At 45.0% G+C, this 15,218-nt stretch carries 15 protein-coding genes; all 15 read right to left on the bottom strand.

All coding sequences use genetic code 11. The features are described from left to right. Positions 1 to 9 precede the first annotated feature (9 nt). The 15 genes from G632_RS0106050 to G632_RS18975 are packed head-to-tail and all read right to left on the bottom strand — an operon-like array spanning position 10 to position 14,737. Positions 10 to 759 carry an SDR family NAD(P)-dependent oxidoreductase gene (locus G632_RS0106050; protein ID WP_022768133.1) on the bottom strand — a complete coding sequence of 250 codons (750 nt, stop codon included), beginning with the start codon at positions 757 to 759 and terminating at the stop codon, positions 10 to 12. After that, a complete protein-coding gene (locus tag G632_RS0106045; protein ID WP_022768132.1) occupies positions 752 to 1,192 on the bottom strand; it encodes a MaoC family dehydratase in 441 nt (146 codons plus the stop codon). Before G632_RS0106045 ends, G632_RS0106050 begins: the two co-directional genes overlap by 8 nt. 21 nt (positions 1,193 to 1,213) lie before the next feature. Next, positions 1,214 to 1,453 carry an acyl carrier protein gene (locus tag G632_RS0106040; RefSeq protein WP_022768131.1) on the bottom strand — a complete coding sequence of 80 codons (240 nt, stop codon included), beginning with the start codon at positions 1,451 to 1,453 and terminating at the stop codon, positions 1,214 to 1,216. A gap of 18 nt (positions 1,454 to 1,471) precedes the next feature. Beyond that, entirely contained in the window at positions 1,472 to 3,358 is a 1,887-nt protein-coding gene (asnB, locus tag G632_RS0106035) for an asparagine synthase (glutamine-hydrolyzing) (protein WP_022768130.1), read from the bottom strand. A gap of 23 nt (positions 3,359 to 3,381) precedes the next feature. Beyond that, positions 3,382 to 4,143 (bottom strand): hypothetical protein, encoded by a 762-nt coding sequence (locus G632_RS0106030; RefSeq protein ID WP_022768129.1) that lies wholly within the window; start codon positions 4,141 to 4,143, stop codon positions 3,382 to 3,384. A gap of 1 nt (position 4,144) precedes the next feature. Next, complete coding sequence (locus G632_RS0106025; RefSeq protein ID WP_022768128.1) at positions 4,145 to 5,257, bottom strand: glycosyltransferase; 1,113 nt, start codon at positions 5,255 to 5,257, stop codon at positions 4,145 to 4,147. 3 nt (positions 5,258 to 5,260) lie between these two features. Continuing rightward, positions 5,261 to 6,196, bottom strand: coding sequence for a methionyl-tRNA formyltransferase (locus tag G632_RS0106020; RefSeq protein WP_022768127.1), 936 nt, complete (start codon positions 6,194 to 6,196; stop codon positions 5,261 to 5,263). Further along, positions 6,196 to 7,395: a glycosyltransferase gene (locus G632_RS0106015; protein ID WP_022768126.1), complete on the bottom strand. Its 1,200-nt coding sequence runs from the start codon at positions 7,393 to 7,395 to the stop codon at positions 6,196 to 6,198. The genes G632_RS0106020 and G632_RS0106015 overlap by 1 nt, the downstream gene beginning before the upstream one ends. Continuing rightward, complete coding sequence (locus tag G632_RS18980; RefSeq protein WP_022768125.1) at positions 7,395 to 8,843, bottom strand: glycosyltransferase; 1,449 nt, start codon at positions 8,841 to 8,843, stop codon at positions 7,395 to 7,397. The genes G632_RS0106015 and G632_RS18980 overlap by 1 nt, the downstream gene beginning before the upstream one ends. A gap of 40 nt (positions 8,844 to 8,883) precedes the next feature. Continuing rightward, entirely contained in the window at positions 8,884 to 9,627 is a 744-nt protein-coding gene (locus G632_RS0106005) for a DUF2334 domain-containing protein (protein WP_026512418.1), read from the bottom strand. After that, positions 9,624 to 10,598 (bottom strand): SDR family oxidoreductase, encoded by a 975-nt coding sequence (locus G632_RS0106000; RefSeq protein ID WP_022768123.1) that lies wholly within the window; start codon positions 10,596 to 10,598, stop codon positions 9,624 to 9,626. Before G632_RS0106000 ends, G632_RS0106005 begins: the two co-directional genes overlap by 4 nt. Positions 10,599 to 10,614: 16 nt before the next feature. Further along, positions 10,615 to 11,931 carry a nucleotide sugar dehydrogenase gene (locus tag G632_RS0105995; RefSeq protein ID WP_022768122.1) on the bottom strand — a complete coding sequence of 439 codons (1,317 nt, stop codon included), beginning with the start codon at positions 11,929 to 11,931 and terminating at the stop codon, positions 10,615 to 10,617. 25 nt (positions 11,932 to 11,956) lie between these two features. Continuing rightward, the gene (locus G632_RS0105990) at positions 11,957 to 13,057 is read right to left on the bottom strand and encodes a glycosyltransferase family 4 protein (protein WP_022768121.1); all 1,101 of its coding nucleotides are present in this window, start codon (positions 13,055 to 13,057) and stop codon (positions 11,957 to 11,959) included. A gap of 24 nt (positions 13,058 to 13,081) precedes the next feature. Then, positions 13,082 to 14,065, bottom strand: coding sequence for an ATP-grasp domain-containing protein (locus tag G632_RS0105985; protein WP_022768120.1), 984 nt, complete (start codon positions 14,063 to 14,065; stop codon positions 13,082 to 13,084). A 15-nt stretch (positions 14,066 to 14,080) separates the two neighbouring features. Then, on the bottom strand, positions 14,081 to 14,737 hold the full coding sequence (locus tag G632_RS18975; protein WP_022768119.1) for a sugar transferase: 657 nt from the start codon (positions 14,735 to 14,737) through the stop codon (positions 14,081 to 14,083). Between the last annotated feature and the right edge of the window lie 481 nt (positions 14,738 to 15,218).

Genomic DNA, 15,218 nt, shown 5'->3' with positions numbered 1-15,218 from the left:
CTCCTAAAGTTAAATGATCACGCTTCCATTGCTCACGTTGAGGTTTGCACCATTTATATAATTGCTGTCCTCGGATAACAAAAATGCAATGGCAGGAACTATCTCGGATGGAGTTGCATGCCTGCTTTCAGGGCTGTTACCTGCAGCCATCTCGATGATCCTGGGATCAATATCGCTCAAAAATTTGGTCTCTATCATGGAAGGTGAAACGGCATTGATGCATACCATCTTCCCCTCATAATCAGCAGCAAGCTGCTTAATAACACCCAGCAGCATGGACTTTACCATTGTATATTCCAGCATTGATTTCGGAGGCTTTCCGTTTACTACGGATGAAAGAACTGCCACAACCTTGCAGTGGTCTTTCTTCTTAGCCATTCCCGGCAGAAAAGCCTTCAGAACATCTATAAAGGAGTACACCTGGATCTGTACGTTTCTGTCCATTCTTTCTCTGTCAAATTCCTTCAGCTTTGTAAACATCATCTTTGCTGCAGGAAGATGAACTATGTGGGTGGGCGTGATCTCTTTTTCCTTAAGAGCATCTATCAACCCCTCTGTTCCTTCTTTTGACGAGAGGTCAGCCTGAATAAGCTCTGCCCTGTTTCCTCCGGTAAAAGAGATTTCTTTTAACCTGTCGCAATTTGAATGGTAATGAAGGCAAAACAGGCTGTCATTATATTCAGCATTCAGTTTTTGGATAAGGGCGATTCCCAGATCTGATGACGCGCCCAATATGAGAAAAACTTTGTTGTTATTCATCTATACACCCGGCCAGTATTGTGCCTTTTCCTACCTTCTTGCCATCCTGGTTGACTATCTGAGCTGCAATCTCCATGGTTTTTGTCGCATCGTGCTTTACTTTTACAAATCCTGAAACAGTAAGGGTATCACCTATAAATACAGGGAATCTGAACTTTGATTCAACACTGTTTAAAATACAGTACTTACCCGGAAGGTAGACGCCGGCAAGCGTAGAATAGAAGGACGACGTCAGCATCCCATAAACAACTCTGTCGCCAAAGCCCTTTTCTCTCGCATAGGAAGCGTCATTGTGCAGAGGATTGATATCCCCTGTGATCTCGAGAAACTTTCTCATCATATCCTCAGTTACAGTCACTGTAAACTCGGCCTTTGTAAAGTTCTCTTTGTCCTCTTCCTTTGAAATTATGTCCTCATATCTGTATTCGTTCATGAGTCCCACCGACAATACGAATTAAAGCTTACCCATGATGAGGTCAGCCATCTCACCGACGTTCTTAAGAGCTACGATCTCACCCATGGTGAACTTAACACCGAACTCTTCTTCCATGGCATTTACAAGGTTGATGTGCTCAAGTGAATCCCAATCCTCGATGTCATCGGCTGTTGTCTCATCTGTTACTGTTATATCTTCATCGTCGAAGACGTCTCTGAAAACCTCGTTCATCTTCTCAAATACTTCTTCTCTTGTCATTTAATACTCCTTTCAAAATCAGACCATGTAGTAATTATACCACTGCTGGAATATGAAGAACGACCAGGCAATCTTGCTGTAGTTGGCTCCTGTAGCCGGGCCTCCGTCACCCTTCACAATGTAATCATTTATAAACTTAGAAACATATTCCACATCAAATATACCCTGCTGCTTTAAGAAGGACGTGCTGCTGTAGTCAATAAGCGCTTCCTTTAAAGGTCCGCGGAGCCATGCGTCCATCGGAACTCCAAAGCCGGTCTTTGGTCTCTCCAAAAGCTCTCTCGGTATATAATCGTAAGCAATGTCTTTTAGGATATGCTTCTTGTCACCGTTATAGTATTTAAACTTATGAGGTATCCTGAAAGAATATTCCATAACATCCGTATCCATGATAGGGCATCTGTTCTCAAGAGAATATCTCATGGAAGCCCTGTCCATCTTGACCAGAATATCCTCAGGCAGATAGGTGTCCATATCAAGGAGCATACGCCTTGCCTGGAAATTGGATACACCATAGCTCGTCTCTATCGGGTAGAGGATAGGATATTCCTCGTTATCGCTAAGATTTACAAAGGCGTGGGATGCATCAAGATAGCCCTTTGACACAAGCTGTGTCTTGGTCTCGGGATTTCTGTTATTTGCAACCACCCTTACCCTAAAGGGCATCTTATCAAGAAGCTTGCCGCTTCCCACAGGAATCTGTCCTATAGCGTGGACCATAGCACCCGGGAAGTCCAGTTTCTGAGCCTGCCCTACGTTGTCATAGACATTATATCCGCAAAAGAACTCGTCACCGCCATCACCTGACAAGGCAACCGTAACATCCTTCTTGGCCAGCTTACTTACCAGCATTGAAGGAATCTGCGAGTTGTCAGCAAAGGGTTCGTCGTAGTACTGAGGAATAGTGCTGACCAGATCGAACATCTCTTTTTCGCTGATATAGAGTTCTGTGTGGTCGCATCCAAGGTAAGCTGCAATCTCCTTGGCATACTCGGCCTCGTTGTAGCTTGGCACATTAAAGCCGATGCAGAAGGTCTTAACAGGCTCCTTTGAAAACTCCTGGGCCATGGCTGTAACGAGAGATGAATCGTATCCACCTGATAAAAAAGTTCCAAGAGGAACATCAGCTATCATTCTTGAAACAACAGCCTTTTTAAGTCTGTCCTTAAGGCCCTGCTTGGCCTCCTCATAATTGGTAACCGGGTTCTGTGCCATCTCATGATAGACTTTTTTAACATCCCAGTATTTCCACTTCTTGATCTCGCCGTTATTAAACTTAAGCACGCTGCCGGGCTCAAGCTTATACACATCCTCGAAGATTGTGTCAGGAGCAACTATATACTGCTGGAAAAGAAATCTCGGAAGAAGCTCTTTTCTTACTCTGCCGCTGAACTCAGGGCATTTCATTATAGGCTTAAGCTCTGACCCAAAGACGATATTCCCACCATCAATCCAGTAGAAAAGGGGCTTTTTACCAATCCTGTCCCTTACGAGAAATACGTCTCCGCTCTCTCTGTCAAAGAGTGCAATGGCGAACATTCCATGGATGTGATCCACCATGTCTATTCCCCATTTAAGGTATGCTGCGATGATAGCTTCAGTGTCACAGGTTGACTTAAAGCTGTAATCGGAAAGCTCCTCTTTTAGTTCAAGGAAGTTATAGATCTCTCCGTTAAAGACCACTGATACTCTGCCATCTGCTGAGTGCATGGGCTGATGACCAAGAGGCGAAAGGTCAAGGATAGCAAGTCTTCTCTGAGCAAAGCCCACAGTATAGCCATCTTCTGCCTCAAACAGTTCAACACCGCTGTCATCCGGTCCTCTGTGATACATGGTATCATTCATTACTCGGAGCTGGTCCTTGGTTATTTTCTTTTTAGATACGTATCCACAGATTCCGCACATCTAAAGTTTCTCCAGTTCTGTCCTTAAATCTCAATGGGGAGCTTCTCAAACTCGTCCCTGAGTGGTCCGAAGTCTTTACACTCGTTGTCGATCGAATCAATCAGTTCAACATATTTCTCATTAACAAGAGTCTTGTAGTTATTAAGGTTATCATATCCTTTCTTGGTCCATGCGAAAGGATGTGTGAGGATCTGGATCTTATCGTGTTTCTTTATCGTCTCCTCGTCGGGATAGCCGTATCTCCAGATGTGGTTTGCATCTGACATGTACTTGATATCAAGCTTGGACTCGGGAGTCGCCTTGGGATCAAATACAAAGAAGTCATCCTGATAAGCATTTAAAATACCGTTTAACTTGATATTCTCAGCAAGAACGCTGGGGGACGGTCTGTGGATTGAGAAAGAGTTGATCTCAAATCCCAGCATATTGCTGAGCATATCGATCTCCTGTCTGATCCTGTCCCTTACAAGTCTCATATCGGTCATTCCGTTAAGTGCAAAGTGAAGTCCGATGTTCTGACCTCTCTCATGCATATCTGTCAGAATATCCCTGTTCTTTCTTGAAAGAATATTGTAGGAGTTGTTGGTCCACTGGAAGAAGAAGGTGGATCTGAAGTCCATGCTCTCCTCAACCTTGGAAAGGGCATATGCTCTTTCTACGGAATACTCAACGTCGTGACGCATGATGATGAACTCGTCTTTATTCAGCGCCTCTTCATAGGTTGCGTAGCGTCCGCTCTCCTTGATAACTCTTATGATCTCTCTGTAATCATCAAATGAAAACATCTTATCTCTCCTTAAAGTTCTCTATTACCTTATCCAGATAGTCTCTCCACTGAACAAATATCGCCTCTGCGTTGGTTATCTCTTCAATCTTGGCAGCTTCTTTTCCAAGCCTTGCAGCCAGTTCCTTGTCCTCAATCAGTCTGTTAAGGCCATTGACCAAAGCGTCCTTATCCTTGATTGGAATAAGAAGACCATTCTCGCCGTCCTTCATTACTGTCGCAGGTCCTCCACATGGACAATCTGTTGCAATTATGGGCATTCCCATTGCCATGGCCTCCAAAAGAGAATTAGGAAGACCTTCCCAGTCTGAAGTGAAGGCATATACTTCGCCCTTTGGTATCTCTTTTTCCAAAGAATCAGATCCGCCCATGAGAAGGATGTAATCCTCTGCGTGGTTGTCTGCAATTATCTTATCAAGGATCTCCTTGGTTCCGTCGAAGGAATCAGGGCCATAGATCTTAAGAACATAATCGGGATGCTTTTTGTGAACCTCCACAAAGGCTTCGCACAAAAGGGGCTGATTTTTGAAGTCCACGAGTCTTGCGTGGTGGACCACCGATTTTTCTTTTTCCTGTGGATGCTCTACCCCAAAGTACTTGGGATTTACAGGGTTTAAGATTATGGTTGAATTGTCCTGAAGGTAGGGCTTAAAGAAAGCCTTCTGTCCGGTAGTCTGGAAGACGCAGCCGGCAGCCTTTGGGAACAGCCATTTGATCTGTACCTTGTCAGAGAACGCATCGTAGTGGCCGACAGGATCTGTCCTGACGGATATTACAACAGGAATGTTGCTGTTTCCTGCTGCCATAAGAGCCCTGTAGTTGGCCCTTTGAGCGAAAGCCACAAGAACATCAGGCTTATACTCTTTGACAAATTCCTTAAGGTACTTGATCCTGAGGAAAAACTTCGTTATTCGGTTTTTCTTTTCATCGCCTTCACGTAGTCCCACGTGGACTCTTGTAACTCTCTCGTCAAGATGAAACTCATCTTCGTCGTACCACTCAGTGGCTACGTAGACCTTGATCCCTTCCTTGGCGAACTGGTTTGCCAGGTTTGATACAACTCTCTCTGCACCACCCTGTACAAGGCAATTTAAGTGAAACGCTATACTCTTCATAGTTTATCTAAGTACCATTCCTTTGGTAATTTCAAATCCGGCCTCAAACTTATCGATTAGAAGTGACCCGTCAACTGTCCTTACCACAAGCTTTCCATCAAAAATATCCACGACTTCTCCCGGAGCAAAGCCTGAGAAATCGATCATCTCATCAAAGGGATGAGCCTGCCACACGGTTACTTTGTGGGCATCATCCTCTGTATCTGCATAGCAGAAGGCACCGGGGAAAGGAGCTGCAACTCCGCGAATCAGGTTGTAGATATTTCTTGTCCTGTCCTTAAAGTCGATCTTTCCATCTGCCGCTGTACGTTTATTGTACCATGAATCAAAGTCTTTTGAATCAGTGTGAATTGTTACCTCGCCCTTCTCAAGATATGTGGTGAGAAGTTTTCTGATGAGGTTCTTGGAGCAAATCATGTTCTTGTACTGAGCAGTCCTGATGTCGTCGTGCTCATTTATCTGGAACATCTCTGTGGCAAAGACGTTGGGGCTGTCTGCCTTCTCATCGTACTTAAAGAGATTTAAGTTAAATCTTGTATCTCCCAGAATCATTGACCAGTTAAGAGGAGATCTGCCTCTTCCAAAGGGGAGATATCCGCAGTTGCCGTGAAATCCAAAGATTCCTGCTTCAAACTTATCCAAAACTTCCTTTGGAATGAGCCTCTGCCATCCCATTACAACACCGATACCGAAGGTGTTCTCCTCCATGAATTTCCTGGTGTTATCATCATTTAGGAAGTAGCTGTCCGCCTCAAATACAGGGATTCCGAACTTCTCTGTAAGGAAGGTCAGTCCCTTAAAGCCGGACACCTGATTGTGCTCAAGGACCTTAGGGGCAATGGTGATGACAAGATCAACCTTGCAGATGTCCTTCTGAATGAACTCAATGATATTCTCCGATGTGTCTTTTACTCCAAAAACAACAACTTTATAATGCATCACTCATACCTCTTAAATATCTCATGAATACTGTCTTTATACTTATCCGGAGCAAAAACTGACGCTCTCTCAAAGGCCTTGCCTGAGTACTTCTTAAGAAGCTCCTCATCATCAAGGATCTTCTCCATCTCCTGTGCAAGGAGTCGCTCACCCTCAGTGATATACTCGGGATCGAAGTTCTCCTCCTGATCCATGTCGGGAACGAGGATTCCATACTCTCCGCGGATAGGCTCTTTTATGCTGCTGCCATCGGGGATCTCCTCGATAAGCTTGTTGTACTCAGCATCAGAGAGAAGTATCTCTCTGGGTCCGGTCTTACAGTCAGCTGAGATCACGGGCTTTTTAAGGGCCATGGCCTCCAAGACTGCGTTGGGAAAGCCCTCATGGTTGGAGCTGCAGACATATACGTCGGAAGCTGCAACATATGGGAACGGGTTCTTCTTAAGGCCGGCAAAGCACACCTTGTCCTTGATCCCCAGGGCCTTAGCCATCTCTTTATACTTATCCCAGTTACCTGCTCCCATGACCACAAGACGGGCTTCAGGGTGCTTGAACTGCACCAGGGAAAAGGCCTTTACCAGATGCCAGATTCCCTTGATATAGTCATTTCGTGCCGAGCAGGAAAAGACCTTTATGTCATCTCCAAGGAACGGATAATCCTCAGGAGTCTCCCCTGCCTTATTCTGTATGTCGAGAATGTCCAAAGGATTGTAGATATAGGTGCTCCTGTCGTACTTAAAGTCTCTTTTTAGCTGTCTTACAATCTCTTTTGAACAGGACAGTACCTGATCTGACTTTCTGCAAAAGAGCTTTACCTCTCCTGTATTTTCCATGTCAGTCTGGCAGCGAAGTCCAGTAAGGACCTTCTCTCCTGCTCTTGAGAGAGTGTTTACGTAGTTAGCCGAAGATCCGAAGCTGTAGGAGATATCGATATGCTTCTCCTTCTTGACCTTGCGGGCTTTACGCACTCTTTTAAATACATTTATAACCTTGTTAACAAGGCCTTTCTGCGAAGGAACATCAATGTCTATGACTTCGAGTCCCGTTATATCAAAGTTTATATCCTTGGAGCTGAAAATGAGAATGCATACGTTGTAGTACTCCTGCATGAGTCTTGCGGTCTTTATGCAGACTCTCTCAAATCCGCCCTGATGGAGCATTGGCACCATCAGCATCAGGTTTTTCTTTTTCTGATCCATTAAAAATGACCTCTCTCGTAGAAATATCCCATCATCTTGGCCTGAGTCTTGACATCAAACCCGGCGTCTTTTAGCCTTCCCAAAATATACTCAGAGCTGTTTGCCCTGTCACCCACAGAATAAAGTCCTGTGCGATGGTGAGTGCTCTTTGGGCTCTTGTCGGGTACATTTACCGTCTCAAAACCGGTTCCTGCATCCAGTGCATCGATATCGGGCATTTCATCCGTCTCAAATACGCTCTCTCTTCTCTCTCCTGCAATTGCAGTAAAGGTCTGATTGAGCTTTATTTCCTCCTCCAGAGGATCTGCGTGGTAGTCCTCCCTAAGAAGAAGGTCATCGAGTATCTTTCTGGCCCAGTCTCTTGGCTCTGACGTTATGCTCCTCATGGAAACAAGCTCTGTCACGTTAACTTCAGGTGTTACGGAGTCAGATACAAGGCACTGAAGTCCTGCTGCCTGAGCCTCAATAACACTTCCCGGAAGTCCCTCGTATCTTGAAGGGAAGCAGAAGTAGTCCATTGCCTGATAGTAATCGCTGGCGTTGGACTTATTGCCTGCAAAGATGCAGCGGTCCGAAATGTGGAGCTTATCCGCAAGCTTTTGCATATCTTCCATAAGCGGGCCTTTGCCCAGCATCAGGAGCCTTATGCGCATTCCGTGAAGTATGCTGTACTGGTTAAGATCGTCATTATCAAGTATTCTGCATAGCTGCGCAAAAACATTTAAGAGAAACTCATGATTCTTGGCATAGCGGAAGCTTCCGACATGGCCGATGACCAGAGCATTGGATACTCCAAGCTCCTGCCTTATCTTATCCCTTACTTCGGGCTTATATGCAAAGTGTTTAAGGTCAATGGCGTTGGGGATTATCCTCACAGCACCTGCCTTAACAAGATCCTCGCCAAAGACTGATATTCCGGCTTCCTTGGAGCAGGCAAAGTTATAGTCTGTAATGCCTTCCTTCTGAAGTGGCTTTCTCAAAACCCTTGTTGCCATTCCCTTGATTCCTGCATCAACGCCTGCACTTCTTGCATGGGCGATGCAGATGGGAATTCCACTTTTCTTGGCGATTGGAAGGTAAATGGCAGCAGTACTTGTCATGTGTCCCTGAACCACCTTCCACTCGTGCTTGTGGCTCTCAAAGAACCTCTTTATGGCAGCCTTGTACTGGGCCATATTGGTCCCTGTGAACTTCGGAAGACAGAAAATCCTGCCCCCGAGCTTATATACGCTATTATCAAAATAGTCCGGCTCGCGAACTGCCATCAGTTCATCTGAAGTCGGACTCTTTTTTCCTGTTTTTCCAGGCGAATAATGGACAAGAAAATCAAACTGGATCTTATCTCTGTCCATGTTTCTGTACAAATCAATTATTCGGCATTCCGCGCCGCCAACTCCAAGGCCCCCAAGCACATGGAGTATACGTATCTGACCGTATCCATTTTCCATAGAAATTTGGTCCCCCGCCTTATTTCTCTTATCTTTCTAATCAGCCTTTCAGCTTGCGGAGCTGAACTGCCAGATATTTAGCCTTTGCAATAGCATACTGTTTTGCCTGGCCAAATGTATTTCTATCCTGTACTTCTTCATTAAAGAACTCAGAGTAGGAAACAGCCTTACCTGACTCCAACAGTTCTTTTAACTTATCAAAATCCTTGTCATCCATGGTGTTTGCATGGTAAACGAAGGTTACAATACCGTCCCTGGTATCTGCAAGAGAATCGCTTCTCTTTATTGCAATCGGGTAAAAGACAAAGTCGTAAGCCCTGTAAGGCTCCGTTCCAAAGCCGTCTGTGATGCGATTAAAGCCGTTCTTTTTAAGGGCTGTAAGAGTATTTTTGTCAAAAGAGTGGGACGGCGCCATGAAGATATCGGTCTCAATCCCGTTCTCCCTGAATATCCTTCTGGCCTTTCTTATCATCTCATCCTGCTTATCAAAAGGAAGGCCTGCGAACTCAGACTTGCCACCTATAGGAAAAAGCCCCGGATCCTTGGTGGTGTATCGATGCTTATATCCGTGCATGGCTACAACCCAGCCTCTGTCCCTGAGATTTTTGATGTAATCCCAGAAGTCGTCTCTAGCCGGGTTAAGTGAGAGCTTTTCATCTTTGTTCCTTGGCACAACTCCGATAAGGGGTGTTATGTGATGCGCGTCCAAAAGGTCTTTAACCCTCTTGAACTTGCTCCAGTCCATATCCGGAGTTATGTCGTCCATGCGAATTGCAATTCTCATAAATTCTTTTTATACCAGTCTATAGCAAGCTCAATACCTGCCTTGAAATCGTATGATGGATCGTATCCGAGATTGGTTCTTGCCTTGGTGATATCTGCGTTTGAATCCCTGATATCTCCTGCTCTGGGTGGTCCGAAGATAGGCTCAACATCCATGCCCAGTGCATCTGTTAAGTGGTGATAAACATCTATAAGGAACTCTCTTCCGCCTGCACCGATATTATAAGCTTCTCCGGCTGCATCAGATGAAGCAAGGCACGCACGAAGATTTCCTTCGATTACGTTATCGACATATGTAAAGTCTCTTGACTGCTTACCGTCTCCGTTTATGGTTGGAGTCTCACCGTTCATGAGCTGGCGAAGGAACTTAGGGATAACTGCTGCATAAGCGCCATTGGGATCCTGTCTTCTTCCGAATACGTTGAAATATCTAAGGCCGTAGGTATCAAGGCCATAGAGCTTCTTGTAAAGCTTGCCGTACTCCTCATCTGTCTTCTTGGTAAGAGCGTAAGGTGAAAGTACGTTTCCCTCCTGTCCCTCTTTCTTGGGAAGAGTTGTTGAATCACCGTAAACAGAGGAGCTTGAAGCATATACGAACTTCTTGACACCGTTCTGTCTTGAAGCTTCCATCATGTTAAGGGTTCCTCTGATGTTGATCTCCTCGTATAAAAGAGGCATCTCAATACTCCTTGGAACGCTTCCCCAGGCAGCCTCGTTAAGTACGAAGTCTACTCCCTTGGTTGCTTCCATGCAGGAATCAAGGTCTCTGATATCCTTCTCAAGGAAAGTAAACTTAGGGTTCTCCATGAAAGGCTGGATGTTCTCGATGTGACCTGTTGAGAGGTTATCCATACATCTTACTGTGTAGCCCATGTCAAGAAGGGCCTCACAAATATTTGATCCGATAAAGCCCGCTCCGCCTGTTACCAGGAATACGGAATCTGCGGGGAATTTAAGTTCTCTAAATCCCATTATTTATTACTCCTTATTACAGTCTCCAGTAGTCGAATTCCGGAGCTTTATAATCATTCATGTCATAGATGCCCTTGATATCAAGGAATACTTTTGTCTTATGTGCTGCATTGAAGAACTTCGCAATGTCTGCTGCCTTGTAATCCTTGAAGTCCTCGTGAGCAACAGCTACGATCACTGCATCCATGTCTTTTACTGCGGAAAGGTCATCAAAGGTAATGCCATAGAGTCTCTTAGCCTCAGCTGAATCAGCCTGAGGATCAACAACCATAGGCTTTATTCCGTACTCGCCAAGCTCGTTGTAGATATCGATAACCTTGGTGTTACGTGTATCAGGGCAGTTTTCCTTGAAGGTAAAGCCCAGGATTGCTACTTTTGCATTCTTAACTGAAATGTCGTTGGCGATAAGGCGCTTAACCAGTGACTCTGCAATGTACTTGCCCATATCGTCGTTGATACGTCTTCCTGAAAGGATGATCTGTGAGTGATATCCAAGCTCCTCAGCCTTGTAGGTAAGGTAGTAAGGATCTACACCGATGCAGTGTCCACCAACAAGTCCGGGGAAGAAGTGAAGGAAATTCCACTTGGTTCCTGCTGCCTCCAAAACGCTCTTTGTATCGATTCCCATTCTATGGAAGATCATGGAGAGCTCGTTCATGAAAGCGATGTTGATATCACGCTGTGAATTCTCGATAACCTTGGCAGCCTCAGCAACCTTGATGGACTGAGCCTTGTAAACACCTGCAAGAGCAACCAGGCTGTAAACCTTAGCTACTGTATCAAGTGTCTCCTCATCCATACCGGATACGATCTTGGTGATGGTATCAAGTCTGTGAACCTTGTCACCGGGGTTGATACGCTCAGGTGAATAACCAACCTTGAAATCTACGCCGCACTTAAGGCCTGACTCCTGCTCAAGAATAGGAACACAGATGTCCTCTGTTACACCGGGATATACAGTTGACTCATATACTACGATGGATCCCTTTGTAAGGTACTTACCAAGGGTATGGCTTGCTCCCTCAACAGGTGTAAGGTCAGGTGTGTGATCGTCATTAACAGGTGTAGGAACTGCTACTACGTGGAACTTGCATTCGCGGAGCTTCTCAGGATCAGCAGTGAACTCAACTGTTGTCTCCTTGATAGCATCATCTCCGACCTCTCTTGTGGGGTCGATTCCCTTCTTGTAGAGCTCAACCTTCTCAGCGTTGAAATCATATCCTACAACCTTGATCTTCTTGGCATAGGCTACTGCGATAGGCATACCTACGTATCCAAGTCCTACAAGTGACAGTTTCTCTTCTCCTGAAAGGAGCTTCTCATATAAATCCATTGTATTTCCTCCAAAAATCAAATCATTACTTAACGATTCTTTTTATCTCTTCAATATACGTCAATATTATACTACGCCTGTCAAACTTCTGCTCGACGTACCTTCTTGCCGCCTCACCCATGGCTCTGCGTCTGTCTATATCAAGCCCCGTAAAGCGCTCGAGGGCTGAAATCAGTGACTTTGCATCTCTTGGTTTGCACAAAAATCCCGATCTATCAGTATCAACGATTTCTCTGCATCCACTAATGTCCGAAGCAATAACAGGTCTTCCCGTTGCTGCTGCCTCCATAAGGACGTTACTCATTCCCTCATGGTAGGATGGGTGAACTATCGCATCAGCTTCCTTCATGTAAGGATGAATGTCTTTCTGATAAGGGATGACTTTCAGGATTCCCTCTTTTTCTGCCTCATCCGCTATAGGTCTGAAGTCATCCTCGCAGTAACCAACTGCTGCAAAAGAGACTTTCCCGCCGTATTTATCATGAAGAGCCCTTGCTGCTTCTATGTACTCTTTTGAGCCCTTCTCCGTCATGAGACGCCCTATATAAAGAAATCTCGTGACATCATCTTCATGTCCCGGGATAGGTTCCTGTCTGTGCTTTTCAAGGTTTACTCCGGAGCCGTTTACAGTAACATGCTTCTTCGCCCTTATTCCGTGGCTCTCGAATATCTTTCTGTTCTCTTCATTCTGGAAAAAGAGAGCGCTGCACTTCTTTAAGGAAACCTTGTACATGGTGACTATGAGTTTAAGGAGAATTCCTCCTCGCTCAAAGGTGGTCCCAAGTCCCGTTATGGTTGATATATATGGGACTTTCAGCCTTCCGCACACATATCCGCCGTAGATATTTGGCTTTATTGTATAGGTCAAAACCACGTCCGGTTTTTCCTTTTTTACAAGACTCTTATAAGCGCGCAAAAGAGCCATATCCTGAATTGGATTGACTCCGCGTCTGTTGATGTCAGTGTGTACTACCCGACATCCCTCGTCCTTTAGTTCTTTTACCTTAAGTTCATCCGGAAGACTTATGACTATCTCATAGCCTTCCTCCATGAGCCCCGTAAGGAGCTCATTTCGAAAGTCATATAGTCCGCTGGATGAATTTGCTAAAATCAGTGCCTTTGGCATTTAGCTTCTATCTCCGCCATCTGTTTATTTTGCAAGCCTATCCTCAGGCTCTACCATCAGTTCGTTGTACTTCATCATGAAGACGCCGTCCCTGTAATCGCCAATGTTTACAAGGTTCTCCTTGCCTTCAAGGTTATTGATGATCTGCTTAGGGAAGTTGACTCCGCACTCGTAGGCGTGTGGATATCCTCCGCCAAACCTTGGGTTAACCTCTGACAGGTACCAGGTGTCATTATCTTCATCGTAGAACAGGTCGATATCTATCATTCCGCGATATCCCACTGCCTCCACGAAATTTGCCAGCTTCATAAAGAGTATGTCGCACTTGCATGATACGGACTTATCCGTCTCACCGGCTCTCATCTTGATCTTCTTTTTCAGGAAGATGGATGTGCACATGCCGGTTATCATATCGATGTAAACATCTGCGCCGTACTCCTGACCCTTCATGTATTCCTGGATCATAAGGCCGTCATAGTCATGGAAAAGGGCTGTCAGCATCTCTTTTGACCTTACTTCGTTAATGTTAAGGGATGCGCTTCCCTTCTGGGGCTTAACGAATATAGGGTAATCAATTTCACCATCTGCCCTTGATGCTTCGAAGGAATCGATTGATGCAAAGCATCTTGCTGTGGGGATTCCAAGCTTCTGGAGCATATCGTACATTCTGAACTTATCAAGACTGGTCTCACACAGCTCATAGGAAGACACGATAGGTGTAGTGCCAATCTCCAGGAATTTATCTGCATTCTTGGCAAGAAGAGAAAGCTCAGGGTCAATAAGACTTAATACACCCTTTATTTCCTCCTTTTTACAGATCTTAAGGACCTCGTCTATGTAGGCGGGATCATCAATTCTAGGAACGATGTAGGCCTTGTCTGCATCATAAATAGCCGGACCCAAGTTGGAGCAGTCGGTAGCAATTACTCTGCCTGCCATCTCACGCTTAAAATACTGAACAACCTTATTTCTTGTTCCTGCACTAAGAATTAAAATGTTTGTTCCCATATTCGGCCTCCTTGATTATTTTTCCAGTTTGCCTGTCTTTTCAAGCCTCTCTTTTCTTATCTGAGCAAAGTTTCCTTCTGTGGCGTTTGTATCCTCAGCCACCTGGTCGGAGTGTCCAAACACCGTCTTAAAAGTCATGGCGATAACCTTTAGATCCATCAAAAAGCTCAGGTTCTCAACATAAGTAGCATCCAGTTCAAACCTGGTGTCCCAATCCACGGTATTTCTTCCGCTGGCCTGGGCAAGTCCCGTAAGCCCCGGCCTTACTGTGTGGCGGAGCTTCTCCCTCTCGGTGTAATAGGGAAGATACTCCACAAGAAGCGGCCTCGGACCTATAAAGCTCATGTCCCCTTTTAGTATGCAAAACAGCTCCGGCAGCTCATCAAGACTGGTCTTTCTAAGGAGCTTACCAAACTTTGTCAGCCTGTCCTTGTCGGGAAGGAGCTTTCCGTTCTCATCCCTCGCGTCAGTCATGGTCCTAAACTTGTACATGTTAAAGATCTTTTCATCCTTGCCGGGACGGGGCTGTTTAAACAGGACCGGGCTTCCGAGCTTAACCCTTACAAGAATTGCAAGGATTATATAGAGCCAGCTGAATAGTACCAGGATTATTGCTGAGATCAGTATATCTAAGAGTCTTTTTATAAAAACAGAATAAATAGTCTTTTTCATAATGGATTAATCTGCCAGTTTCAAATATCAGTCACTCAGAACTTATTTTATCATAAATGTATTCTTCAAGATACTGATTGGTGCCGAGACCTGCCATGTTTTTTATATTACATAGCCCGCGCTGATGGATTATATATCTCTGTGGATGTATATCAATGGCCTTTCGCGGCATATCCTCGCCCAAAGAGAGGGCTTCGGTATTCCACGGTGCCATTGACATACATCCGCAGAGATAATTCGGTCTGTAAGCGGGCTATGTAATTGTGGCATCGGCTCCTTTTCGTTAAACCTTACGGTATATTTTAAGTTTTTCTTCTGGGACAGTAAGGCTCCATGCACCTATTCAATCATCTAGCTACTAGCTACTGTCCTTGTACAATTTTTATTACAAGACAGCAACGCGTTTCATACATGTCATTGCCAGCTACTGTCTCTACACATTTTTAGTTTCAAGACAGTAACACTTTACCAGTCATTACCT

The organism is Butyrivibrio sp. NC2007 (assembly GCF_000421405.1).
GTDB lineage: Bacteria > Bacillota > Clostridia > Lachnospirales > Lachnospiraceae > Butyrivibrio.
The sequence above is the reverse complement of the archived record's forward strand: the minus strand, read 5'-3'. Positions and strand labels throughout refer to the sequence as shown.